General features: G+C 67.0%; 18 protein-coding genes. 9 read left to right on the top strand and 9 right to left on the bottom strand.

Annotated elements, in window-relative coordinates; all coding sequences use genetic code 11:
* Window positions 1-106: 106 nt before the first annotated feature.
* From KF759_RS00365 to KF759_RS00350, 4 genes are all read right to left on the bottom strand, one after another.
* Window positions 107-1,834, bottom strand: a complete 1,728-nt coding sequence (locus KF759_RS00365; RefSeq protein WP_291222164.1) for a hypothetical protein — start codon at window positions 1,832-1,834, stop codon at window positions 107-109.
* Window positions 1,835-1,904: 70 nt separating this feature from the next.
* Window positions 1,905-4,661, bottom strand: coding sequence for a serine/threonine-protein kinase (locus tag KF759_RS00360; RefSeq protein ID WP_291222162.1), 2,757 nt, complete (start codon window positions 4,659-4,661; stop codon window positions 1,905-1,907).
* A 58-nt stretch (window positions 4,662-4,719) separates the two neighbouring features.
* A complete protein-coding gene (locus KF759_RS00355) occupies window positions 4,720-5,241 on the bottom strand; it encodes an ECF-type sigma factor (RefSeq protein WP_291222161.1) in 522 nt (173 codons plus the stop codon).
* Between the two features lie 11 nt (window positions 5,242-5,252).
* Entirely contained in the window at window positions 5,253-7,076 is a 1,824-nt protein-coding gene (locus KF759_RS00350) for a type II/IV secretion system protein (RefSeq protein WP_291222159.1), read from the bottom strand.
* A 203-nt stretch (window positions 7,077-7,279) separates the two neighbouring features.
* Between KF759_RS00350 and glyQ the strand changes: the two genes are divergently transcribed.
* From glyQ to KF759_RS00330, 4 genes are all read left to right on the top strand, one after another.
* A complete protein-coding gene (gene glyQ / locus KF759_RS00345; RefSeq protein WP_291222469.1) occupies window positions 7,280-8,185 on the top strand; it encodes a glycine--tRNA ligase subunit alpha in 906 nt (301 codons plus the stop codon).
* Complete coding sequence (glyS, locus tag KF759_RS00340; RefSeq protein ID WP_291222157.1) at window positions 8,185-10,323, top strand: glycine--tRNA ligase subunit beta; 2,139 nt, start codon at window positions 8,185-8,187, stop codon at window positions 10,321-10,323. The genes glyQ and glyS overlap by 1 nt, the downstream gene beginning before the upstream one ends.
* Window positions 10,324-10,472: 149 nt before the next feature.
* Window positions 10,473-11,291, top strand: coding sequence for a YbaY family lipoprotein (locus KF759_RS00335; protein ID WP_291222155.1), 819 nt, complete (start codon window positions 10,473-10,475; stop codon window positions 11,289-11,291).
* A gap of 93 nt (window positions 11,292-11,384) precedes the next feature.
* The gene (locus tag KF759_RS00330) at window positions 11,385-12,566 is read left to right on the top strand and encodes a right-handed parallel beta-helix repeat-containing protein (RefSeq protein WP_291222154.1); all 1,182 of its coding nucleotides are present in this window, start codon (window positions 11,385-11,387) and stop codon (window positions 12,564-12,566) included.
* Window positions 12,567-12,660: 94 nt separating this feature from the next.
* Here KF759_RS00330 and KF759_RS00325 read toward each other — a convergent pair whose 3' ends face one another.
* The 3 genes from KF759_RS00325 to mnmG are packed head-to-tail and all read right to left on the bottom strand — an operon-like array spanning window position 12,661 to window position 16,632.
* The gene (locus tag KF759_RS00325; RefSeq protein ID WP_291222153.1) at window positions 12,661-14,055 is read right to left on the bottom strand and encodes a sensor histidine kinase N-terminal domain-containing protein; all 1,395 of its coding nucleotides are present in this window, start codon (window positions 14,053-14,055) and stop codon (window positions 12,661-12,663) included.
* Window positions 14,056-14,062: 7 nt separating this feature from the next.
* Complete coding sequence (locus KF759_RS00320; RefSeq protein WP_291222151.1) at window positions 14,063-14,731, bottom strand: response regulator; 669 nt, start codon at window positions 14,729-14,731, stop codon at window positions 14,063-14,065.
* Window positions 14,732-14,757: 26 nt separating this feature from the next.
* A complete protein-coding gene (gene mnmG / locus KF759_RS00315) occupies window positions 14,758-16,632 on the bottom strand; it encodes a tRNA uridine-5-carboxymethylaminomethyl(34) synthesis enzyme MnmG (protein WP_291222149.1) in 1,875 nt (624 codons plus the stop codon).
* 570 nt (window positions 16,633-17,202) lie between these two features.
* Here mnmG and KF759_RS00310 point away from each other — a divergent pair.
* Window positions 17,203-17,394, top strand: a complete 192-nt coding sequence (locus tag KF759_RS00310) for a hypothetical protein (protein ID WP_291222148.1) — start codon at window positions 17,203-17,205, stop codon at window positions 17,392-17,394.
* Window positions 17,395-17,485: 91 nt separating this feature from the next.
* On the opposite strand, the gene pepN is transcribed toward KF759_RS00310, so the two are convergent.
* Window positions 17,486-20,143, bottom strand: coding sequence for an aminopeptidase N (pepN, locus tag KF759_RS00305; protein ID WP_291222147.1), 2,658 nt, complete (start codon window positions 20,141-20,143; stop codon window positions 17,486-17,488).
* A 115-nt stretch (window positions 20,144-20,258) separates the two neighbouring features.
* On the opposite strand from pepN, the gene KF759_RS00300 reads away from it, so the two are divergent.
* Window positions 20,259-21,257: a pyridoxal-phosphate dependent enzyme gene (locus tag KF759_RS00300; protein ID WP_291222146.1), complete on the top strand. Its 999-nt coding sequence runs from the start codon at window positions 20,259-20,261 to the stop codon at window positions 21,255-21,257.
* Here KF759_RS00300 and KF759_RS00295 read toward each other — a convergent pair.
* The gene (locus KF759_RS00295; RefSeq protein ID WP_291222145.1) at window positions 21,235-22,116 is read right to left on the bottom strand and encodes a DMT family transporter; all 882 of its coding nucleotides are present in this window, start codon (window positions 22,114-22,116) and stop codon (window positions 21,235-21,237) included. The two genes, KF759_RS00300 and KF759_RS00295, sit on opposite strands and share 23 nt — an antisense overlap.
* Before the next feature lie 70 nt (window positions 22,117-22,186).
* Here KF759_RS00295 and KF759_RS00290 point away from each other — a divergent pair, with 70 nt between their 5' ends.
* From KF759_RS00290 to KF759_RS00280, 3 genes are all read left to right on the top strand, one after another.
* A complete protein-coding gene (locus KF759_RS00290) occupies window positions 22,187-22,768 on the top strand; it encodes a DNA-3-methyladenine glycosylase I (RefSeq protein ID WP_291222143.1) in 582 nt (193 codons plus the stop codon).
* On the top strand, window positions 22,765-23,679 hold the full coding sequence (locus KF759_RS00285; RefSeq protein ID WP_291222141.1) for an arginine deiminase-related protein: 915 nt from the start codon (window positions 22,765-22,767) through the stop codon (window positions 23,677-23,679). The genes KF759_RS00290 and KF759_RS00285 overlap by 4 nt, the downstream gene beginning before the upstream one ends.
* 82 nt (window positions 23,680-23,761) lie before the next feature.
* Entirely contained in the window at window positions 23,762-25,738 is a 1,977-nt protein-coding gene (locus KF759_RS00280; protein WP_291222140.1) for a UvrD-helicase domain-containing protein, read from the top strand.
* The last annotated feature ends 24 nt before the right edge of the window (window positions 25,739-25,762 follow it).

Raw genomic sequence — 25,762 nt, 5'->3', positions numbered from 1 at the left:
CGCAACCGCAACCGCAACCGCAACCGCAACCGGAACGCTCCTTGATCCTTGACGCGAATTCGTTGCCGACTGCGCCATCCCCTCACTTGAGTCACGCAAGCGCCTGTCACCAGACCAGCTCGAACGGATCGGCGAAGATCACGTCGCGCGAGGGCATCTCGTAGGCACCGATGTCGTAAGGGCCGCCGTTGTCGGCCACGTCGATCTGGTCGATGCCGCGCAGGCGCAAGGCGTAATCGCGGCCGTAGCCATTGCTTGGCTCGCAGGCATCCACGGCGAGACTCTGGTCAGCCAGGCGATAGTCGTGCATCGCGGCGTCGAGGAATTGCGGATCGAGCACGCGCACATCGCCGCTCGGATCGAAATCATCCGAGGCGATCACGCATTGCGTGATGCGGCTGGAAGTGCCACTGCTCGCCAGCGCGGGCGTGCCGGGCTGATGGAGGATGCTCGCGCGGATTTCGGCGTCGGCATCGACCAGATCGAGCAGCACGGAAACCGCATTGTCGGCAAGCGTCGAACCGGTGAGCACGAACTTGGCGCCGGCCTGTGCCCGCAGCAGGCCGCTCACGGCGGAATTGCCGTGCACGAGCGCCGAGCCGATGGTAATCGTCGAATCGGTGCCGCGGGCTTCGAGGACGGCCGCAGCCAGTGCGTGGTTATCGGCAATCCGCGCCATCACGACGCTGATGCTGCTGCCCAGATCGGCGAAGGCGCCGCCACCCAGGTCGGCCTCATTGCCATCCAGCGCCGCGCAGGGCAGCGCCTGCAGGCAGCCGCGATCGCTGCCGTCGTCGGGCGCGCCAGCGCTGAGCACGAGCCCTGCGCCGTTCCCGGCGTAGATGCCGCCACCGTGGCCGACTTCGCTCATGCCGGCCTGATTGCCGATGATCGCCGCCTTGATGAACTGGAGCGAGGCTCCATTCGTGGCGTAGACCCCGCCGCCATCGCGCCCGGCCTGGTTGCCCTGCACCTGGAATTGGGCGTGTCCCGGATAACGCAGTGAATCGAAATGCGCGCCATCGATCGCGTACATGCCGCCGCCATCGAGATCCGCCACATTGTTGCGGATACCGCCGCCGGTCGGGCCGTCGGCCGGGACGCTGGCAAAGGCATTGCTGCTGCTGCCCGCGAGATAGGCACCGCCGCCCATCTCGGCATTGTTTGCGCTGATCAAGGTATCGGCGATCGACACGCTGGTCCAAAGGTCGGCGTAGATGCCGCCGCCATGCACGGCCTGATTGCCTTCGATGATCGAACCATTGCCGGCCTGCGAATGGCTTGACTGGACGCTGAGCGCGCTGCCATCGCCCAGCCCCTTGAACCACGCGCCGCCTCCTTCCTGCGCGGAATTGTCGTGGAGCCACAGCCCGCTCATCGTCAGTTGCAGGTTGCCTTCGACGCGCAAGCCACCCCCTTGCCCGGCGTCGGCATGGCCATCGCTCAGTTCCAGATCCCACACGATCACGTTGCCGCGCCGGCTGCCCGGCACGGAGATCGACAGCACCGGCAGGCCGCCGTTGCCGGCGCCCGACAGATGCGCGCGCGAGCCCGCAACGACGGTGTTCGTGCTGCAATCGGGCACGCCACCGAAAATCCACACGTCATGATCGTCGATCGACAAGGCTTGGGCGGAATAGGTTTGGTTGGTGGCGATGTAGATCAAATCCATTCCGGGACCGTTGGCCTTGGCGGCGTCGAATGCGTCCTGCACCGAACTGAAATCGCAGGCGGCATCACTGCCGACCTTGAACGCAGCGGCCTGCGCGGGCAAGGCGGCAATCAGCAGGAGCAGGGCGGGAAGGCGTGCAAGACTGGGGGAACGGTTCGACATCGTGGCGGTCTTCTGGGGATGAATTCCTGAAGGACGCCGAAACGCGCCGATTTGCGCCATGCCGGCACCGTCAGTGCGTGACTGGCGCACACCGTTCGGTCATTGCTGCCGCCGCCTTTGCCACCAGCGGGTGCTTGTCGAGCGCAGCGGCATGGACCTCGGCAAGCGTGCCCGCGCGTTCCTGCCGCGCCGCATCGCAGTCGCCTGCTTGCGCCTGCGCGGCGGCCAGCCACAGGGACGCTTCGAGCAGGCGCGGATGCGTTGCCGGCAACTCCTGCGCCGCATCGGCAATCGCGGACTGCAGGCGCGTGATCGCCGCGCGCGGATGGTCAGCCAGGTCCACGCGCGCGAGCAGCACCTGCACCTGCAGCATCTGCGGATGGTGCCAGGCCAGCAGGGGCGCCTGCGCCTGCTCGACCTGCGTGCGCAGGTCATTCGTGCACCCGGGCCCGGGCGCCTGCGAACAAGCGAACAGCAACTGCGCCTGCGCCAGCAGGGGCTGCAGCTTGTACGGCCGCTCGCGCAGGTCGGAGATTGCTTCGGGGAGCATGGCGCGCGCCTGCGCAAAGGCGCCTCGCACCAGCAGGAGATCGGCGCGCAATTGATCGACGCGCCCCTTGCGCATCGCATTGAGCGGGCCGTCGCCATACAACGCGCGCGCCTGCTCGAGCATCTGTTCGGCGTGTGCGTAGTCGGCGCCGCGCTCGATCATCGCCGACGCGCGCCGCTGCAGGCTTTCGCCGGCGTAGTCGCGGTCGCCGGCAAAGACACGGGTGCTGGCCGCATCGGCGCGCGAGCAGGCCTCGTCGGTGTGCGCTCCGAGCATCCAGCCTTCGAGCACGCACCACTTGGTCAGGGAATAGACCTCGGATTGGGTCGGCGCATGCTGCAGTGCCTGGTAGCGCGCCGCGCAGGCGCGAAACAGCTCCAGCGCGCTGCGCCAGCGCCCGCTGCGCCAGCGCGTCGAAGCCAGGCCGCATTGCGCCTCGGCGGTGGCAACATTGTGCTCGCCGTGGTGGGCCAGCGCGAAGGCGAGCGCCTGGGTGTAGGCCGCATCGGCTCCCGCGTATTCCTCGATGCCTTCCAGCGCCGAGCCGAGGTTGACGTAGCCGGTGCCGACGGCGGGATTATCTGCGCCGAAAGCGGCAATGCGCTCGTCGATGTCGCGCCGAGCCAGCCGGATGTCGGCGCTGCGATCGCCGCGCATGGTTTCGACCGCTTCGAGGCCTTCGAGTGCACGCAGCAATGGGCGGCCGCGCAGGCCGTGGCGATCGAGCGCTGCCAGGGCGGGGCGCAGTTCGGCCTCGGCCCGCGCGTAGTTCTCGCGCTTGCTGGCGACGAAGCCGAGCAAGGCGTGGGCCCCGATGCGCAAGGGCTCGTCGGGCGCGAGCTCGGCATCGGCCGTGCGCGTGGCCTGCGTGGCCAGTTCGTCGGCGAGGGCGAGATCGCCGCTGGCTTCGGCCAGGTCCGCGAACAGGCTGGCCAGATCGACCGCCATCGCCGCATCGTGTGGCGGCGCGCGCAGCAAGGCATGGCCGGCGCTGGCGACCAGTTCGCGCATGCTGGGTTCCTCACCTCGGCCACGACCATCGCGCACGGCGTCGAACATGCGGTCGACGAAGTCGCGCACCGCGATCGCGCGATCGGCCTGCGTGCGTGCCAGCTGTGCCTGCTCGCGGGCGACATGGGCTTGCCACAGCGCGCTGCCGAAACCCAGCAGCGCGACCAGCAGCAGCAGGGCGCTGGCGCCGACGCCGCCACGATGGCGGGCGACGAATTTGCGGGTGCGATACCAGCGCCCCGGTGGATGGGCGTGCACCGGTCGCTGCTCGCGGTAGCGCTCGATGTCTTCGCCCAGCTCGGCCGCGTCGCGGTAGCGCAGCCCGGGGTCGGCCTGGGTGGCGCGCTCGATGATCCAGCGCAATTCGCGCGGGGTCGCATCCGGCCAGGACGGCCATGATGCGCCGGCGCGCTGCGGTGGTGATTGGCCGGTGAGGATCTGGCGCAGGATCACGCCCAGTGCATGCACATCGGCGGCGGGCATGGCGGGCTCGCCACGCACCTGCTCGGGCGCGGCGTAACCGGGCGTGAGCATGTGCAGTTCGGTGTTCGCGCCGGCGTCCTCTTCATCGAGCAGGCGCGCAATGCCGAAGTCGAGTACCTTGAGCATGCCATCGGCCTGCACCAGCACGTTCGAGGGCTTGAGGTCCCGATGCACGATGAGTTGGCGATGCGCGGCGCCAACCGCTGCACACAGCGCGGCAAACAGGGCCAGCCGCGCGCTGGTGCCGAGTTCCTTCGCCTGCAGCCACGCATCCAGCCGCGTGCCGTCGACATGATCCATGACCAGGTAGGGCACGCCATCCTCGCCCACACCGCCATCGATCAGGCGCGCGATGCCGGGGTGATCGAGGCGGGCGAGGATCTCGCGTTCGCGGCGAAAGCCGCGCAGGTCCTGCGCGCTGAACAGTCCACGGCGCAGCAGCTTGACCGCGACGGCCTGCTTGAAGGCGCCGTCCGCGCGCTCGCCCAGATAGACGACTGCCTGGCCACCCTGACCCAATTCGCGCACGAGACGGAACGCGCCGTAACAGCGGCCAATGCGATCTGGCGGCACGTCCAGTCCTTCCTGCAGGCGACCAATGCGCACGCTGATCTCTTCGTCGAAGGAATCGCCCTGCGGCGCAGTCGCGGCGGCCAACATGCGTTCCACGCGCGCGCGGTCACCGGCATCGCCCACATGCTGGGCCAGCCAGTTCGCTCGCTCGCCGTCCGGAAGATCCAGACAGTGCTCGAACCAGCGACGCAGGGTGGAAAGCGGTGCCATCGTCGGTGCTGACGTCGTCACGCGCCCGAGCGTGCCACCGCGCGCTCGCCAGGGTGTGTCATGGCGTCAGCTCGTGACGCAACCAGGCGCGCGCGAATTGCCAGTCGCGATTGGTCGTGCGCAAGGACAGCGCCAGCACCTTGGCCACTTCCTCGAGCGCCAGGCCGGCGAAGTAATGCAGTTCCACCACCTGTGCGCAGCGCGGTTCGGCGGCGGCCAGTTCGCGCAGCGCCGCATCGAGTTCGATCGCCTGCACGGCGTCGTGCTCGCTGGCCTGACGTGCCGCGGCATCCAGATCGGTGTGGTGCGCCTGACCGCCGCGCTTGGCAGCCAGGCGCTGGCGCGCGGCGTCGATCAGCAGGTTGCGCATCGCGCGCGCCGCGTAGCCGTAGAAGTTGCGGATCGACTCGGGCTCGGTGTTCTTGCACAGGTCGAGATAGGCCTCATGCACGAGCGCAGTGGTGTTGAGCGTGGCGCGCGCACCCAGTCGCTTGCGTTCGCGCTGCGCGATCTGGTGCAGGCGTGCATAGACCGCGTCGAAGGTAGTGCCAGTGGCGACCGGATTGGCGGGCTGCTGCATCGCGCTGGCCTTCATTCGCTGGGCGGCAGCACGTCCGCCACTTCGGCGAGGGTGGTCACGCCGCGCGCGACTTGTGCCGCGGCCGAGGCGCGCAGCGGGCGCATGCCTTCATCGAGTCCGGTACGCGTGAGTTTGGCCAGATCCATGTTCGGCTGGATCAGCGCGCGCACCGTCGGCGAAATGCGCAGCATCTCGTAGATGCCGGTGCGGCCGAGGAAGCCGGTCTTGCGGCATTCCAGGCAGCCCTTGGGCGCGAACACCGAAGGCGGCGGCTTGATGCCCAGGCCATGGGTGAGTGCAGCCCAGCCCTGGACGTCGAGCTTGGCTTCGACCTTGCAGTGCGGGCACAGCGTGCGCACCAGGCGCTGGGCGACGATGCCGGCGAGGGTAGATTGCAGCAGGTAGTTGGGCACGCCCAGGTCGAGCAGGCGGGTGAGCGCACTGGGCGCGTCGTTGGTGTGCAGGGTCGACAGCACCAGGTGGCCGGTGAGGGAAGCCTGCACCGCCATCTGCGCGGTTTCCAGATCGCGGATCTCGCCGACCATGATGATGTCGGGATCCTGGCGCATCAGGGTGCGCACGCCGGCGGCGAAGTCCAGTTCGATCGCGTGGTGCACCTGCATCTGGTTGAACTCGGGGCTGACCATCTCGATCGGGTCTTCGACCGTGCAGACATTGACGTCGGCGGTGGCCAGCACCTTGAGCGTGGAATACAGCGTGGTGGTCTTGCCCGATCCGGTCGGGCCGGTCACCAGCACGATGCCGTGCGGGCGCAGCACGAAATCGCGCCAGGTCTTTTCCTCGGATTCGGAGAAGCCGAGCTGGCGGAACTCCTTGACCACGATGTCGGGGTCGAAGATGCGCATCACGATCTTCTCGCCGAACGCGGTGGGCATGCTCGACAAGCGCAACTCGACTTCGCGCCCGCCCTGCGAGCGGGTCTTGATGCGGCCATCCTGCGGACGGCGTTTTTCGGCCACGTCCATGCGGCCGAGGATCTTGATGCGTGAAGTCACCGCGACCATCACCGGGGTCGGCAGCTCGAACACCTTGTGCATCACGCCGTCGATGCGGAAGCGGATGTTGCTGGTGTCGCGGCGCGGCTCGAGATGGATGTCTGAAGCGCGTTGTTCGAAGGCGTACTGCAGCAGCCAGTCGACGATGTGCACGACATGGCGATCGTCGACGCCGACATCGCCGGTCTTGCCCAGTTCGACCAGCTGTTCGAAGTTGAGGATGCCCGAGCCGGCTTGTGGCTGGCCATCCTTGGCGTCGCGCGCGCGCTGGATCGAGCGCTGCACGCTCCACCACTCGGCGAGGAAGCGGTTGATGTCGAGCGGACTGGCGACGACGCGCTGGATGTCCTTGCGCAGGATGTGGCCGAGATCGGCGACCCAGCGCTCGTCGAAGGGTTCGCTGCTGGCGAACACCACCTGCAGGTCGGTCACCGCAACCGGCAGGATGCGATAGCGCTGCGCATAGGCATGGCTGACGACCTGGGTCACCGCGGCGACGTCGATCTTCATCGGATCGATCTTGAGATAGGGTTGGCCGGCCCGGTCGGCAAGCCATTGGGTCAGCACTTCCAGGCTCAGTGGCTTGTCCGGATGGCGCAGGTCGGGCAGTTTGAGGTTGGCGACCAGCACCAGCGGATGCAGTTCGGTGCGTCCGCGCACGGTACGCACGTCGTTGCGCACGCGCCTGGCGTCGGCTTCGCCGAGGGCGCCGTCGGCGACCAGTGCGGCGAGGGTCTCGTCCAGCTCGAGCCGACGATGGAGTCCCAGCGCAGCGCCGGGTGGTGGGGTCTTGCCTGCGAGCGGGGGAGCACCAGCCATCGCCATCGATCCTCGAATGGTTTGAACAGCGGATTGTCGTCCGCTGCACGCAACGGTCGCGACCGGACCGCGCCATCGCGCCGGGTTTCGGGCAGGGTCCCGCCGCCCGGCGGATGCCCCGCCGCAGCGGCCTTGCGGGCCGTCGGGCGGAACCTCGCGGGTATACTAGCGCGCTTTTCTTGATCGACTTCGTGAGTCACGGCATGCCGGCACCGACCTTCCAGGAACTGATCCAGACCCTCAATCGCTACTGGGGCGAGCAGGGCTGCATCCTGATCCAATCGCTCGACACCGAAGTCGGCGCGGGCACCTTCCACCCCGCAACCTTCTTGCGTGCGATCGGTCCCGAGCCGTGGGCCGCGGCCTACGTGCAGCCCTCACGCCGACCCACTGACGGCCGCTATGGCGAGAATCCCAACCGCCTGCAGCATTACTACCAGTATCAGGTGGTGATGAAGCCCAATCCCGACGACATCCTCGCGCTTTACCTCGGCTCGCTGCGCGAGCTGGGCATCGACCCGCTGGTGCACGACCTGCGCTTCGTCGAGGACAACTGGGAATCGCCCACGCTCGGCGCCTGGGGCCTCGGTTGGGAAGTCTGGCTCAACGGCATGGAGGTCACCCAGTTCACCTATTTCCAGCAAGCCGGCGGTATCGAGTGCCGACCGGTGACCGGCGAAATCACCTACGGGCTGGAACGCCTGGCGATGTATCTGCAGAACGTCGACAACGTCTACGACCTGGTGTGGACGCGCACGCCCCATGGCATCGTCACCTATGGCGATGTCTATCATCAGAACGAGGTCGAGCAGAGCGCGTACAACTTCGAACACGCCAATGTCGAGAAACTGCTGGCGTGGTTCGATACCTGCGAGGCCGAATCGCAGCGCCTCGTCGAGCTCGGCCTGCCCCTGCCTGCCTACGAGCAGGTGATGAAGGCCAGTCACACCTTCAACCTGCTCGACGCGCGCCGCGCGATCAGCGTCACCGAACGGCAACGCTACATCCTGCGGGTGCGCACGCTCGCCCGCGCGGTCGCCCAGGCTTGGCTCGCGCAGCGCGAGAAACTCGGCTTTCCGGGCCTGAAGGCACGCAAGGAGGCCGCATGATGGAGCAGACACAACCGCTGCTGATCGAATTGGGCAGTGAAGAGCTGCCGCCCAAGGCGCTTGATGATCTGGCCGCCGCGTTCACGCGTGGCGTGTGCGAAGGAATGGTTCGTCGCGGCATCGGCGCTGATCTTGCCAATGCACGCACCTACGCGTCACCACGTCGCCTGGCGGTCTACGTGCCGGCGGTCGCCGCGCAGCAACCGGCGCAGACCAGCGAGGTGCTCGGCCCGTATCTCAACATCGGCCTTGATGCGAACGGCGCACCGACCGCGGCGCTGCGGGGTTTTGCCGCCAAGAACGGACTCGCGGTCGATCAGCTCCAGCGCAGCAGCGACGCCAAGGGCGAGCGCTTCGTCGCGCGCAGCGAAAAGCCCGGGCAGTCGACCGCGAAATTGGTGCCGGAAATCCTTGCCGAAGCACTCGCCGCGCTGCCGATTCCCAAGCCGATGCGTTGGGGCAATCACGACTATGCCTTCGTGCGGCCGGTGCACTGGCTGGTGATCCTGCATGGTCAGGACATCATCGACGCGCAGCTGCTCGGCCTGACGTCGGGACGCAGCTCGCGCGGCCATCGTTTCCATCATCCGCAGAGTGTGCATATCGTCGATGCCGATTCCTGGCTCGACGCCCTGCGCGCGGCCAAGGTGCTCGCCGATCCGGCCGAGCGCCGTGCGCGCGTGCGCGCCGAAGTGGCGCGGGTGGCGCCGCCGGACACCACGCCGCGACTGTCGCCGGAGCTGTGCGACGAAATCGCCAACCTCACCGAGTGGCCCGTCGCGATCGCCTGCACCTTCGATCGCGGTTTTCTCGCCGTGCCGCAGGAAGCGCTGGTGATGACGATGGAGGCCAATCAGAAGTTCGTGCCCTGCTTCGCCGCCGACGGCACGCTCAGCGAGCACTTCATCGGCGTCGCCAACATCGAATCAAGGGATCCGGGCGAGATCCGCAAGGGCTACGAGCGCGTGATCCGGCCGCGCTTTGCCGATGCCAAGTTCTTCTTCGAGGAAGACCTCAAGCTGCCGCTGGCCGAGCACCAGCAGGCGCTGGCGCGCGTCACCTACCAGCAGGCGCTGGGCAGCGTATGGGACAAGGTCGTGCGCGTGGCCGAACTTGCGCGTGTGATCGGCAATCGCGTCGGTGTCGATGCTGGATTGGCGACGCGCGCGGCGGCGCTGTCGCGCTGCGATCTGCTCACGCGCATGGTCGGTGAGTTTCCCGAATTGCAGGGTGTGATGGGTCGTCACTATGCGACCGCCAACGGCGAGAACGCCGCGGTGGCCGCGGCGCTCGACGAATTCTATGCGCCGCGTTTCGCCGGGGATGCGATCGCGCAGGGCGGCGTCGCGCGCGTGCTCGCGGTGGCCGACCGCATCGATACGCTCGCAGGCATCTTCGCGGTTGGCCAGAAACCTTCGGGCAGCAAGGATCCGTTTGCGCTGCGCCGCGCCGCGCTGGGTCTGGCGCGCACCCTGATCGAAGCGGGTCTTGCGCTCGATCTGCGTGCGCAGTTCGAGGAGGCGCTCGCGCAACTGCCCGACAGCGCGCTCGCGGCGGGCTTGCCCAAGGGCAAGGACGGCAAGCAGCCGACCCTCGATCCGGGTCCGCGTCGCGTTCAGCTGGGCAATGAGCTGTACGACTTCGTGATCGACCGCCTGCGCGGTTACTACGCCGAGCAAGGCATTGGTGTGGAAGCCTTCGACGCGGTGCGCGCACTCGCACCGCCTGACCTGGCGGATTTCGACCAGCGTCTGCGCGCGGTGGTCGGGTTTGCGCATCTGCCCGAAGCCAGCGCGCTGGCGGCGGCCAACAAGCGCATCGGCAACCTGCTGCGGCAGGCCGCTGAAACCGGCCCGCGCGCGGTCGATCCGGCCTTGCTTGAAGCCGGCGTCGAGCGCGAGCTGGCCGCGGCGATCGACGACGCACGCGCGGCAGTGGCGCCACTGGCGGCGCAGGGCGACTATCTCGGCGTGCTCAAGCGCCTGGCGAGCCTGCGCGAACCGGTCGACCGCTATTTCGAGGGCGTCATGGTGATGTGCGAGGACGCGCGCGTGCGCGCCAATCGCATTGCACTGCTCGAAGGCCTGCGTGGTTTGTTCCTGCGCGTGGCCGACATTTCCCTGCTGCCTGTGGCGTGAGCTGGATGCGGTCTGCCGCGGGCCGCGGCTGCCGCGTCTGGCCGTCCAAGCGTCGGCGGCGTACAGTTGCATTTCCCCGCCACCCCGAAGTCCGGAACAGCGTGGCACAAAAATACGATGGCTTTCGTTTCATTTCAGGAGTGAAGAACATGCGGATTCAATGGCTCGCGGCGCTCGCCGCGCTCGCGATCCTTGGCGGCTGCAACGGCGCCGACCAGCAGGCGACCAGCAAGGCGGCCGCAAGCAACGGCGTGGCCGCCGGCAACACCATCAGCGCGCAGGTGCTGTTGCACGATCCGATGACGATCGGTGCCGGCGCCAAACTCAACACGCGCCTGATCGACTCGGCGCTGCCCGATGCGCCGCTGGCTGAAAAGACCTTCGATGTCAGCGGCAATCCGCCGTTCAATTTCAGCCTCGATTTCGACCGCGCCCGCGTCGAACCCTCGCGCACCTACGAGGTCCGCGCAGTGCTGGTCGACGGCGACCGCCGCTTCCAGGCGGGCCTCGCCACGCCGGTGCTCACGCATGGCGCGGGCACCAATGTGCAGATCATGCTCACCGCCGAAGCCACCCCGGCCGAAGCGCTCAAGGCCGAGTTCAACAAGTTGCAGGGTCGCATCGGCGGCATGAAGACCGTCAATGGTGCCTATACCACCGACACCGCGTCGATCGCCTGGGACGCGTTTGTCGAGAGCAACGTGGTGCGCTTCGTGCGCGTCAACACCGAGCTCGACGCCGGTGGCCGCAGCGCGGTCCACTACGGCTTCAGCAAGGATGGCAAGCCGATGTACGTGCAGCAGAAGGGTGGCGCCGCGGTGGGCTGGGACGCTGACGGCAAGTTGCTGGTCAACGAAAAGCGTGGCGGCGGCGAAGTGGCACAGGCCGAGGTCGAGGCGATGCACGATGCCGCGGTCAAGGCCCAGCGCATGGCGCAGGAACGCTACGACGCGACCCGCAAGAAATAATTGCGCAAACCATCACGCCTTGTGCGGCGCCTGCTTGCGGGTGCCGCACGGCGCTCGCAGACTGCGCCCGCACAGCATGGCCGGAGCAGCGCGGTGAAGCATTCAGGGTCAAATCTGTTGTTGGGTGCGCTCGCGGCGAGCGCGGCGACATTGCTCGATGCGGCAACCCTGCAGGTCGGCCCCGGCCAGCCCTACGCCAAACCCTGCGCGGCGATCGCCGCGGCCAGCAATGGCGACACCATCCTCATCGATGCCGCCGGCAACTACGCCGGCGATGTCTGCGCCTGGTCCAAAAACGGCCTCTCGCTGATCGGCATCAACGGTCGCCCGCACATCGATGCCGCCGGGCAGAACGCGCAGGGCAAGGCGATCTGGGTGATCGCGGGCAATGACACCACGATCGAGAACATCGAGTTGTCCGGCTGCCATGTACCCGACCAGAACGGCGCGGGCATCCGCCAGGAAGGTGCCAATCTGACCGTACGCCGCGCGTATTTTCACGACAACGAGAACGGCATTCTCGCCGGCAACAATGCCGCGAGCACGATCACGATCGAGTACAGCGAATTCGCCCACAACGGCTATGGCGACGGCTATTCGCACAACCTCTACATCAACCACGTCGCCGCCCTGGTGTTCCGCTGGAACTGGTCACACGATGCGGTGGTCGGACACCTGCTCAAGACGCGCGCGCTGCGCAACGAGATCCTCTACAACCGCCTCACCGGCGAAGCCGGCGCCAGCGCCAGTTACGAATTGAGCATGCCCAGCGGTGGTCTCTCATTCGTGATCGGCAACTTCATCGAGCAGCCGGCAAGTTCGCAGAATGGCGCCTTGCTCGATTATCTGAGCGAGCCGGCCACGGCCAATCCCGACACGCGTCTGTTCGTGGTCAACAACACCTTCGTCAACGATCGTGGCAATGGCACCTTTCTGCAGCTGGGCAGCGCGCTCACCACGCCGGCGCTCGCGCGCAACAACCTCTTCGCCGGTCCCGGCACGCTCAGCAGCCGCGCCGACACCGTGCTCGATCACAACCTCAGCGGCGTGGATCCGCTGTTCGTCAATGCTGCGCAATACGACTATCGCCTGGCCGCAGGCTCGCCCGCGATCGATGCCGGCGTGGCACCAGGCAGCGCCGCGGGTGAATCACTCGCACCGCTGTTCGCCTATCTGCACTCGACCAACCGTGTGGTGCGAATCCAGTCGGGCGCGATCGACATCGGTGCCTGGGAATGGGCGCCGGATCTGGTTTTTGCCAACGGCTTCGAATGAAAAAGGCGGCCCATCCTGGGAGTGGGCCGCCTTTGGGCGAGGCGACGGCAGATTCTCTGGGGTGAAGGCTGACCGCGCTGATCGCGGCGCGAGACTACTGCGGCTTGGCTGTCGGCAAGCTGACAGGCTCGGCGCTCGCATGCCGAAAGCGCACGCGCGCGCGGGTGCCACGGCCGTTGCTGCCGCTGTCCAGGCTGAACTCGGCTTCGTGGGCGCGTGCGATTTCATCGACGATGGCCAGACCCAGGCCACAGCCGTTGCCGGGTGAGCCCGGCAGGCGCACGAAGCGTTCGCGCACCTGTGCGCGCAGGTCGACCGCGATGCCGGCTCCGTCATCCTCGACTTCAAGCCAGCCAGCGCAACCATCATCGCCGCAGCGCAAGGTGACGCGGCCACCGCGCGGCGTGTAGGCGAGCGCGTTGTCGACAAGATTGCCGAGCAGTTCCCGCAACAGCCAAGGATTGCCCAGCACCTGCGCGGGCGCACATTCGGCACCAAAGTCCAGGCCGGCGTCGAGTGCGCGATCGAGACTGTGGGAGACGGCCTCGGTGACCAGCTGTTCGAGATCGACGCGGGCGTAGTCCTCGTGGGTGATTGCGCTCGGTTCCGAGCGTGCCAGAGTCAGCAATTGGTGGGCGGTATGCGCAAGCCGGACGCAGCCGCCGTGGAGCGCCAGCAGGCGCGCGCGCAATTCCGCGGAGACCGGTTCGCGTTCGAGCACTTCGAGTTGCGCGATGATCCCACTCAATGGGGTGCGCAGTTGGTGGGCGGCGTCGGCGGTGAACTGCTGCTGCGCGCGCGCGGCACCGCGCACGGTGTCGAACAAGGCATTGAGCGTATGCACCAGGGGACGCACCTCGGCCGGTATCGCGGTGTCCTGCAGCGGTGCGAGGTCGCGAGCCGAGCGCTGCGCAATCTGTTCGCCAAGGTTGCGCAGCGGGCGCAACCCGTGACGCACGCCGATCCAGACCAGCGCCAGCGTGCCGATCAACTGGATGAGGTCGGTGAGGACGATGCTGGCAAGGATGCGCCGCAACGCCGAATCGCGCTGATGAGTTGAAACCGCCACTGCGACCACCAGCGGAGTACGGTCAACCTGCGCGGCATGTACCGCCACACGCACCGGTTTGCCGCGCAACTTCGCATCGAACAGTTGCGCCTGTTCGCTGGCCGGCAGCACGAAACCGAGGTCGGCATCGCCATCAACCAGAACACCGTCAATGCGGCGCACGGCGTAAGCGACCGTGTCGCTGCCGCGTGTGCGCAGCGCGGCGATTGCTTGCGGCGGCAAATCGAAATCAATGTGACCATCGCCATTGGCATCGCGCAGATGAGCGGCAATCGCCAAGGCGGTTTCGCCGAGTGCGCGGTCGTAGACGCCACCGATCGAGGCGACGCCGGTGCGGTAATCGATGAACAGGCCCAGGCCAAGCAGCACGGTCAACGGAACCAGCAGCAGGCCGAGCAGCCGCCACTTGATCGAGATCACGCGGGGTTCAGTGGCTGCCGTCATCGAGGCGGTAGCCGATGCCACGCACGGTGCGGATCGGCACGCTGGCACCGAGCTTGCTGCGCAGGCGCGAAACGTAGACTTCGATCGCGTTGGCGCCGATTTCGGCATCCCAGTTGACGATCGCCTGCAGCAGCTTGGGTTTGGCCACGACACGGCCGACATTGAGTGCCAGGCATTCGAGCACGGCCCATTCGCGACGCGTCAACTCCACCACGCTGCCATCCACTTCGACGCGATGGGCGCCCAGATCCAGTGCCAGCGCGCCGATCGTCAGCAGCGCGCTTGCCGCCGAGCGACTGCGGCGGATCAGTGCGCGACAGCGCGCCACCAGTTCGGGCATCGCGAATGGCTTGACCATGTAGTCGTCGGCGCCCAGATCGAGCGCATTGACGCGATCGGCGAGGCCATCGCGGGCGGTGAGGATCAGCACCGGCACCGCGAGCCCGTCTTGGCGCAGGCTGCGCAGCAGGCTCAGGCCGTTGCTGCAGGGCAGGCCAATGTCGATGATCGCCAGATCGAAGTTCTCGGCTGCCAGTGCGGTGCGCGCATGTTCGGCGCAATCGACGCGATCCACCGCATGGCCCGCCGACTCCAATCCGCGCCGGATCGCGTCGGCAACCAGGGCGTCGTCTTCGACCACCAGGATGCGCATGGCGGGTCGCCCCTTCCGGACCGGTTTCAGGCGACGTGGCGCAGGCCGCGACGCAGATGGACCAGCAGCAGCGATACCGCCGCCGGCGTAACGCCGGCAATCCGGCGCGCCTGGCCGATCGTCTGCGGGCGCGCCTGGCTGAACTTGGCGAGCACTTCAGCCGACAGGCCGCGCACGCGTTCGAAATCGAAATCCGCGGGAATCACGGTGTCGTCGTGGCGGCGATTGCGCGCGATTTCCTCGTTCTGGCGCTCGAGGTAACCGGCGTACTTGATGCCGACTTCCACTTGCTCAGCGACCGCCGCTTCGGCAACGCCCGGGCCGAAGCCCTCGACGGCGACCAGCTCGCCATAACCGACGCCCGGGCGGCGCAGCAGATCCCGCGCGCTGGTTTCGCGTGACAGCTCGATGCCCAGTCCCGCGCTCAATGCGCGGCCGAGTGCATTGACCGGCGATGCCCACAACGCCGCCAGCCGTGCCTGTTCGCGTTCCACCGCCTCGCGCTTGCGGCGCAAGGCGTCGAAGCGATCCTGCGGGACGCAGCCGAGTTCGAAGCCGCGCTCGGTGAGGCGCAGGTCGGCATTGTCCTCGCGCAATTGCAGTCGATACTCGGCGCGCGAGGTGAACATGCGATAGGGCTCGCTGGTGCCGTTGGTGATGAGGTCATCGATCAGGACGCCGATGTAGGCTTCATCGCGGCGAGGTGTCCACGGCGCCTGCTCGCGTGTCGCGCGCGCGGCGTTGAGGCCGGCGATCAGACCTTGCGCGGCGGCTTCCTCGTAGCCCGTGGTGCCGTTGATCTGGCCGGCGAAGTACAGTCCTTCGATGGCCTTGGTCTCCAGCGAATCCTTGAGCGCGCGCGGATCGAAGTAGTCGTATTCGATCGCGTAACCGGGCCGCGTGATGTGGGCGTTTTCGAGCCCGCGGATCGAACGCACGAGTTCGACCTGCACGTCGAACGGCAGCGAGGTCGAAATGCCGTTGGGATAGATCTCGTGGGTATCGAGGCCTTCCGGTTCGAGAAAGATCTGATGCGAGGCCTTGTCGGCAAAGCGCACCACCTTGTCCTCGATCGACGGGCAGTAGCGTGGCCCGACACCTTCGATCACGCCGCCATAGAGCGGCGAGCGGTCAAGTGCGCCACGGATGAGGTCGTGAGTGTGCTCGTCGGTGTGGGTGATCCAGCAGCTCACCTGGCGCGGATGATCGGCGCGCGAACCGAGGAAGGAGAACACCGGTGCCGGCTCATCGCCGGGCTGCTCCTCGAGCAGGCTGAAATCGATGCTGCGGCCGTCCAGGCGCGGGGGCGTGCCCGTCTTGAGGCGACCCACCGGCAGGTCGAGGCTGCGCAGCATGTGCGCCAGGCTCAGCGCCGGCGCATCGCCGGCACGGCCGCCCGGCTGCTGGGTCATGCCGACATGGATCTTGCCGGCGAGAAAGGTGCCGACCGTGAGCACCACGGCCGCGGCGTGGAATTCCAGCCCCGATTGGGTGACCACGCCGGTGACGCGCCCCCCCTCGATGCGCAGGGCGTCGACGCCTTGCTGAAACAGCGACAGACCGGGCTGTGTCTCGACCCGACGCCGAATGGCCGCTTTGTACAAAACCCGGTCGGCCTGGCAACGGGTGGCGCGCACCGCGGGACCCTTGGAGGCATTGAGCGTGCGCCACTGGATGCCAGCCTGATCGGCTGCCCAGGCCATGACGCCGCCCAGCGCGTCGATTTCACGCACCAAGTGGCCCTTGCCGATGCCGCCGATCGCCGGATTGCAGCTCATCTGGCCGATCGTCTCGATGTTGTGCGTGAGCAGCAAGGTGCGCGCGCCGCAGCGCGCACTGGCCAGCGCGGCTTCGGTGCCGGCATGGCCGCCACCGACGACGATTACATCAAAACGGCTCATCTGCACGATCCGGGCGGCCTGGGCGGACCGCGTGGACGCGCATTCTAGGACAACACCCGCCGGGGTGTTGGCATGCTTTCTGCACCCGTCCTTGCACACTCCCACCGACGCACGGCGTTTGCGAGCACGCCGATGCCGGAATTCAGGGGCCGGCTTGCGTCGGTGGGAGCACTTCCCTGGCGCCCTTTCGCGCACACTCCCGAATATCGAATTCCGCAGGCATGCCGAGCGTGCGCAGGTGCGCATTGCAAGTCGAAAAAAGAAGGCTGGCGCCCGGCGGTCGTAGGAACAGGGGGAATCCAAGAGGACCGTGTGCCGGGCGCCAGTGAAAGATCGTCGGCGCCGTTGCACGCCAACTCAAACGAACAGTCCCGCGGCGACCTTATCCCCATTGCGCCTCGGTGTCTGTGATTCTAGTCGCTAAAGGTCAGCTTGTCTGCGCGACTTTGCCGGTTGCTGTCAGATTGCGACGAATCCACGTCGGGACCCGGTTCACCCAATGGCTGTGATGCAGTTGGCACGATGGTTGCTACATCCGTTTTGCCAAACCCGTAAACCGAGGACACCGTCATGCGACCCGACACCAACGTGATTCCGACCCCGCTTTTCCAGCGCTATGAGCTGATGGTCGAACTGGGTCGACTCGAGATGGTTCTCGACAACGTGCGCAGCGCCGCCAAGCCTGCCGGCAACGATGCCGTGATGGCGATCGAATCGCGCTGCGCCCGAATCCAGGAAGCCCTGAGCCGACTGCCGGCTTGAGCATCCGCAACGAGTACGCCGTGGAACAGGGGAAAGGGGCCGCACTGTGTGCGGCCTCTTTTTTTGTGTCTGCGGCGGGCCCCGCATGCCCTCAGGCCAGCAGGCGCGTGAGTATGTCGGCGAGGTCTGCTGACAGTCCGCTGCAGGCACGCAGGCGTTCCAGTTCGCCGCGCATGCGAGCGGCGCGCGTGGATTCGTAACGCCGCCACGGACCGAAGGCGGTGGCCAGCCGCGCCGCAACCTGGGGTGTCAGTGCATCGACGCGGGCGATCGCGTCGGCAAGGAAGCGGTAGCCGGCGCCATCGGCGCGATGGAACACGCGCTGGTTGCGCATCGCCAGCGCGCCGACCAGGGCGTAAACCTTGTTCGGGTTGCTCCACTGGAATGCGGTGTGGCTGCTCAGGGCGATGCAACGCTCGAGAGTGGACGGTTGCGGCTGCGCAGCCTGCAGCGCAAACCATTTGTCGAGCACGAGGGCATCGTCCTCATGGCGCCGACCGAAATCCTCCATCATCGACTCGGCATCGGCGGCGCCGACGGCCGCGAGCGCGGCCAGTGCCGCGAGGCGATCGGTGAGGGTGCGCGCCTGCGCATAGTGGCTGCCGGCAAGACCGTGATGACGTTCATCCACGCGCACCAGCGCAGCAAGGCAGGCGTTGCGCAGACGCCGGCGCGCAGCGCCGGCGCTTGTCTGCGTGGGCGTCCCGGACTCGTCTGCCAAGGCGTGGTAACGCTGCAGCAAACCCGTGGCGAGCCGCTCGGCAAGGCTGCGCTCGAGCATGCCGCGCGCCGCATGCACGGCTTCGGGATCGATCTCCTGCATGCCGTCAGTGAGCGAGTGGGCGTCGGCGAGCGTGAGCATCTCGGCGACCAGGGCGGGATCCAAATCGTGATCGGCAAGTACAGCGGCGAGCGCTGCGGCAAATTGATCAAGGGTGGCGGACTCTGCCGTGCCGTGTGCGAGCACGTGTGCAAACAGCCGACGCGCCACCGTATCGGCAGCGAACCAGCGGTTGAAGCCGTCGGAATCGTGGCGTGCCTGCAGCAGCAGATGCGCGATGTCGGTATCCACGCGCAGGCGCACCGGCGCGGAGAAACCGCGCAGCAGTGAAGGCGTCGGCGCGGCGGCAACTCCGACGAAGCGGAACTCGGCCACGTCGCGGTCGAACAGCACGACGCGCTCACATGCCCCAGCCACGGACTCGCCCGCCAGACGCAGCGGCAAGGCCTGACCGTCGCTGCCGAGCAGGGCCAGGGCGATCGGAATCGGCAAGGCCTGCTTGTCGGCCTGATTCGGCGTCGGCGCGGTTGATTGGCGCACGCTGAGCACGTACTCGCGGCGCTGCGCGTCGTACTCGCCGTGCGCATGCAACTCGGGCGTGCCGGCTTGCGCGTACCACGCCAGCCACGGCGTGAGATCGGTGCCATTGGCATCACCGAGTGCGGCAAGAAAATCCTCGACTGTCGCAGCGTGGCCGTCATTGCGTTCGAAATACAGATCCAGGCCGCGCCGAAACCCGTCGCGACCCAGGCGGGTGGCGAGCATGCGTACGATCTCGGCGCCCTTCTCGTAGACGGTTGCGGTGTAGAAATTGTTGATCTCGCTGTAGCGGTCGGGCCGCACCGGATGCGCCAGCGGACCGGCATCCTCGGCGAATTGCGCGCGCCAAAGCGTGCGCACATCGTCGATCCGGCGCAGCGTGCGCGAGGCGACGTCGGACTCGAATTCCTGCTCGCGGTAGACCGTCAGACCTTCCTTGAGGCTGAGCTGGAACCAATCGCGGCAGGTGACGCGATTGCCGCTCCAGTTGTGAAAATACTCGTGGCCGACCACCGCGAGCACATGGCGAAAATCATCATCGGTGGCGCTGTCGGCGTCAGCCAGCAGGTACTTGGCGTTGAAGATGTTGAGGCTCTTGTTCTCCATCGCGCCCATGGCGAAATCGTGGGTGACGACGATGTGGAACACGTCGAGGTCGTAACATCGGCCGAAACGCGTTTCGTCCCAGGCCATCGCCTGCTTGAGGCACTGCATGGCCCAGTCGCAGCGACCGATCGCACTGGTTTCGGCGTGGATGAACAGGCGCACGCGGCGACCTTCGCGCGTGACGAACTCGTCTTCGATTTGCGCGAGTTCGCCGGCCACCAGTGCGAACAGGTAGCAGGGTTTTGGATGCGGATCGACGAAGCGCGCGAAATGCCGACCATCGGCGAGCACGCCGGATTCCACCTGGTTGCCGTTGGCGAGCAAGAGCGGAAAGCGCGCGCGGTCGGCCCGCAGCGTCACCGTGTAGCGGGCCAGCACGTCAGGGCGATCGATGAATGGCGTGATGTGGCGAAAGCCTTCGGCCTCGCACTGCGTGAGCAGGAAGCGCCGTTCGGCCGGGCCGCTGGTGTAGAGCCCCTGCAACGTGGTGTTGCGCTCGGGTGCGATACGCACCAGCGTGTCCACCACGATCCTGCCGTGTACGTCCGGCAGCGTCAGTCCGCGCGCGTCGAGCTGCCACTGCGCAGCTTCGAGCAGCACGCCATCGACGCGGATTTCGAGCACTTCGAGCGCTTCGGCATCCAGGCGCAGCATCGCCCCGGCCTCGCACTGGCGCAGGTGCAGGCGACCATGCACGAGGGTTGCTGCCGGATCGAGATCGAACTCGAGCTCGACCGCGTCGATCTGCCAGGCAGGCGCGCAATAGTCGCGCAAATGAATCGTCGGTTTGGCGCCTTGGGCTGCGGGCATCGGGGCGGGCATGGGCGAAAAGGGGAATGACAAACTATCCGCAACCGCCGTCGACCGCCAATGCCGTGGGCGCAAGCCCCTGCGCGGCCTGCTATGGTGACGGCGATCCCGGCAACACCGAACCGCGATGACGCCGAGCGAATGTGCAGTTCCCGATTCAGCCGCAATCGCCGCCGCCGCCGCGCGCATCGCGCCGCATGCGCAGCGCACGCCGGTGCTGCATTCGCGCAGCCTCGATGTGCTCACCGGTGCGACCTTGCTGTTCAAGTGCGAGAGCTTCCAGCGCGCCGGCTCCTTCAAATTCCGCGGCGCCTGCAACGCGGTGTGGTCACTCGACGCGGCGACGGCAGCGCGCGGCGTGGTCACGCATTCCTCGGGCAACCACGGCGCGGCCCTGGCCTTGGCCGCGCGCACGCGCGGCATCGCCGCGCACGTGGTCGTGCCCGAAGGCGCGGTTGCGGCCAAACTCGCCGCGATCACCGCTGCCGGCGCCGTGCTGCACCGCTGCGCACCGACGATGGTCGCGCGCGAGGCGATGGCCGAAGCGGTGCGCGCGCAGACCGGCGCCAGTTTGATCCATCCCTACACCGATCCGCGCGTGATCGCCGGGCAAGGCACGCTCGCGCTCGAGCTGCTGCAGGAGGCAGGCACGCTCGATGCGCTGGTTGCGCCGATCGGCGGTGGCGGCCTGATCGGCGGCTGCGCGATTGCCGCGCATGGCATCGATCCTCGCATCGAGATCCATGGCGCCGAACCGCGTGGCGCCGACGATGCGGCGCGCTCGCTGTGCAGCGGCACGCGCGTCACCGAACTCGTGCCACAAACCTTCTGCGATGGCCTGCGTGGCCTCATCGGCGCGATCAACTTCGAGCTGTTGCGCGCGCATTCGGTACAGGTGACGACGCTCGACGATGCGGCGACGTTCGCCGCGCTGCGACTGATCTGGGAGCGCCTCAAGATCCTCGTCGAGCCGTCTTCGGCAATCGCGCTCGCGGCGGTGCTGGCACGGCGCGAGCGTTTCGCAGGCAAGCGCGTGGGCATCGTGCTCAGCGGCGGCAACGTCGATCTCGATGCCTGTCTTGCCGGTCTTGCGCCGGTATCGATCAAGTCGCGCGACGGCGGTTGACCAAGGCGAGCGCGAACACGATCAGCAGCACGCCGATGCTTTCGCCCGCGCCCGGCCGTTCGCCGAGCACGAGCCACGCAAAACCGATGCCGAGCACCGGTATCACCAAGGACGACAAGCCGGCGACGTTGGCCGGAAGTTCGGCGACGATGAACGACCACAGTGCCCAGGCGAGGCCCGAGGCGAGCAGCACGTTGTAGGCGAGTGCGCCGATGAATTGCGGCGTCCACGCCACCGCACGTTCGGGCACGAGCAGGGCGACGAGGATGATGACGGCAGTGCCGAACAGCATCTGCCATGCTGTCAGCGAAAGCGCGCCCACGCCGCCACGTTCGAACAGGCGCTTGCTCAGCACCACGCCGATCGCCCAGCTCACGCCACCACCGAGCGCCATCGACGTACTCGCCACCGAGTCGCCCATGCCATGCCAGGGTTCGAGCACGAGCAGCAGGCCGGCGCAGGCGATCGCAAGGCCGAGCCACAGGCGCCGCGTCGGCCATTGCGCAAATGCGACCCAGTTGATCAGCACCACCCAGAACGGCATGGTGTAGGCGAGCAAGGCGGTGCGACCGGCACCGCCGGCAAGCAGCGCCGCCTGCACCAGCAGCTGGAAGCCCGTGGTCTGCGCCAGACCGATCGCCAGGGTCGGCCACAGCGGCGGTGGCCGCAGTGCTTCACGGCGCAACAGCAAGACAGCAAACAGCACCAAGGTGCCCAAACCATAACGCCAGGCCGAGAACGTGATCGGCCCGGCATAAGCGAGCGCTTGCTTCATCACGATCCAGTTGTAGCTCCACACCAGGCTGACGATGGCGAGCGCGAGCAGGGCAGGGTGGCGCGGAGACAAACGGGGCGTCATGCGCGATCCGGCGGGCGATGAAGGCCGCGTATCATACGGCCCCCGATCACCACCGAGCAGGCTCGCTCCAATGCCCGAACCCACCCGCTGCGACTGGGCTGCCGGTAGCGACAGCCTGCGTGACTATCACGACCACGAATGGGGCGTGCCCTTGCATGGCGATCGCGCGCTGTTCGAATTGCTGTGTCTGGAAGGCGCGCAGGCGGGACTGTCATGGCGCACCGTACTCGACAAACGTGCACGTTATCGTCAAGTGTTCAAGGACTTCGACATCGAGCACTGCGCGCGTCTCACCGACACGCAGCTCGCGCGCCTGCTCGACGATCCCGGTCTGATCCGCAACCGGCTCAAGCTCGGCGCGGTGCGCAGCAGTGCGCGCGCGGCCCAGGCGGTGATTGCCGAATTCGGCTCGCTCGATGCGTATCTGTGGTCCTTCGTTGATGGCAAGCCGCGCCGCAATCGCTGGACGCAGGCGCGCGAGGTGCCGGCCAGCGACGAGACGTCCGAGCGCATGAGCAAGGCGCTGCGCAAGCGCGGCTTCCGCTTCGTCGGCCCGACGATCTGCTATGCCTTCATGCAGGCCGCGGGCATGGTCAATGACCATCTGCTCGCCTGCTTTCGCCATTCCGCCGCATCCCGGGGTCATCGATGATCGTCACCAGTGCTGCCCAGTTTCGCGCCGCGTACAGCGCAGAAGGGTATCCACCTTGTCGTCCCGCAACCGCGCGCGGCGCCTTCCTCGTTGCGCCTGCGAGCGCGGCGCTCGCTGTCGAGTCGGCGCAGGACAACGCCTACATGCTCGACGCGGGCGTCATCGATCTGGCGCGCGCGCGCGCGCAGCACGATGCACTCGCGCTTGCGCTCGGTGTCGATGTGCCGGTGACGCTGTTCGCGGGCGATCCCGACTGCGCCGATGGCATGTTTCCCAACAACGTGTTCGCGACCACCCATGGGCGCTTGATCGTCGGACGCATGCGCCACACCGTGCGCCAGCGCGAGGCGCGGCGCGTTGATATCCGCGCCTATTTCCGTGATGTGCTCGGCTATGGCGTAATCGATTTCTCGCAAGAAACCTTCGTGGCTGAACTCACTGGCGCGCTGGTAATCGACCGCGCGCGTGGCATTGGCTACTGCGGCCTGTCCGAGCGCTGCGATCTCGATGGCGTCCGCGCGATGCACGCGGCCTTCGGTCTGCGCCTGAGCTTCGCCTTCCCGCTTGCTGCGGGCGAGTACCACACCAATGTCGTGCTCGCGGTGCTCGCCGGACGTGCCGCCTTGATCGCAGCCGATGGCTTTGCGCGCAGCGAGGATGCGCAGGCGATCGCCGACGTGTATGGCGAAGGCGCGATCTGGCTCGATGCCGCGCAGAAGGCCGCCTATGCCGGCAATGCGATCGCGCTCAACTCGCAGCGGGTTTGGCTGAGCGCGCGCGCCGAGGCCGCACTCACGCCCGCACAGCGCGCGGCGCTTGCGCGTCAGGGTTTCGCCATCGGCGCAGTCGATCTCGCCGAGATCGAGAAGGCCGGCGGCAGCCTGCGTTGTTGCGTCGCCGAGATCTACTGAACGCAGCGAGTTCGATTCACTGTCAAGCTGTCAGCATGGCAAGCGGTGCGGCACAATCTCGCTCTCCTTCCGGTGCGAGCCGATGAGCCTCAACCCGCAACAACGCGCCGCGGTCGAATACAGCGACGGCCCCATGCTGGTGCTCGCCGGCGCGGGTTCTGGCAAGACGCGCGTGATCACCGAGAAAATCGCTCACCTGATCCGGCGCAAGCAGATGTCGGCGGGCAAGATCGCCGCGATCACCTTCACCAACAAGGCGGCGCGCGAGATGCGCGAGCGCGTTGCGCGTCTGCTGCGCAACGACGACGCGCAGGGACTCTCGGTTTGCACTTTCCACGCACTGGGCCTCAAATTCCTGCAGATCGAACATGCGCACGCGGGCCTGCGCCGCGGCTTTTCGGTGCTCGATGCCGATGATGCGCAGGGATTGATCAAGGAACTTGCGCCCAAGGGCATCAAGCCCGATGCGCTGTTTGCGCTGCAGTCGCTGATTTCCCGCGCCAAGAACGAGGGCCTCACCCCCGAGCAGGCGGCGGCGCAGGCGGGCAGTGCGCGCGAGCGCGAGGCGGCCACGCTGTATGCCGGCTATCAGCGGCGTCTGGCTGCATTCAATGCAGTGGATTTCGATGATCTGATCCGCCTGCCGCTGGCGCTGCTCGATGGCAATGACGAGATCCGCGCTGCGTGGCGCGAGCGCCTGCGTTATCTGCTCGTCGACGAATATCAGGACACCAATGCCGCGCAGTATCGGCTGATCAAGATGCTCGCGGGCGAGCGCGGCGCGTTCACCGTGGTGGGTGACGACGACCAGAGCATCTACGCCTGGCGCGGCGCCAATCCGGAGAATCTGCATGAACTCGCGCGCGACTATCCAACCCTGCGCGTGGTCAAGCTCGAACAGAATTACCGCTGCGCGCGGCGCATCCTGCGTGCGGCCAACGCGCTGATTTCGCACAACGACCACCTGTTCGACAAGCGCCTTTGGAGCGAGCAGGGCGAAGGCGATCCGATCCGCGTGCTCGAATGCCGTGACGATGAGCACGAGGCCGAATGCGTGGCCGCGGCGATCGCGCATCTGGCGCAGCGACACAAGCTGCCGTGGAGCCAGTTCGCGGTGCTCTATCGCGGCAATCACCAGTCGCGCGCGCTGGAGAAAGCGCTGCGGCTTGCGCGCCTGCCCTATCACGTCAGCGGCGGCACCGCCTTTCTCGATCGCGCCGAGGTCAAGGATCTCGTCGCCTACCTGCGCCTCATCGCCAATCCCGACGATGACGCCGCGTTTCTGCGCATCGTCAACCTGCCACGCCGCGACATCGGTGCGACGACGCTCGAACGTTTGGGTGAACTGGCCGGCGCACGGCATTCATCCCTGCTCGATGCCGCTCACAGCGACGCCGTGCTCAACCAGCTTGGCGGGCGCGCGGCCTCATCGCTGCATGGTTTTGCCAAGCTCATGGGTGAATTCTCGGCGCGCGCCGAACACGATGCCGCGGCTGATCTGGTCGAAGCCCTGATCGCGCGCATCGGCTATGCCGAACATCTGGGCGCGCAGATCAAGGAGCCGGCGCTGCGCGAGCGGCGTCTGGAAAACCTGCGCGAGCTGGTCGAATGGCTGCGCGCGATGGACAGTCGCGGCGCCGGCGACCTTGCCGCGCAGCTCGCCTTGCTCACGCATGGTGACCGCGATGATCCCGGCAACGCCGTGCGCTTGATGACCCTGCATGCGGCCAAGGGCCTCGAATTCGGCAGCGTGTTTCTGGTCGGTGTCGATGACGCCACCCTGCCGCACGAGGGCAGCGTCGAGGAAGGACGTCTCGAAGAGGAACGCCGCCTGCTCTATGTCGGCATCACCCGTGCCAAGCAACACCTTGCGCTGTCGTATGCGAAACGCCGCAAGCGCTTCGGCGAGATCCTCGCCAACCTGCCCAGTCGCTTTCTCATGGAACTGCCGGCCGATGATCTGCACTGGTCAGGACGCGATGAGGAAAAGGACACCGCACTCAAGCAGGAAATGGCCGCTTCGCATCTGGCGCGTCTGGCCGCCTTGCTCGGTGATTGAAGCACGCAAGTCCCGATGTGCAAC

The organism is Dokdonella sp. (assembly GCF_019634815.1).
In the GTDB taxonomy this organism is placed as follows: domain Bacteria; phylum Pseudomonadota; class Gammaproteobacteria; order Xanthomonadales; family Rhodanobacteraceae; genus Dokdonella_A.
Note: the sequence above shows the minus strand (reverse complement) of the source record. Positions and strands in the feature narration are given on the sequence as shown.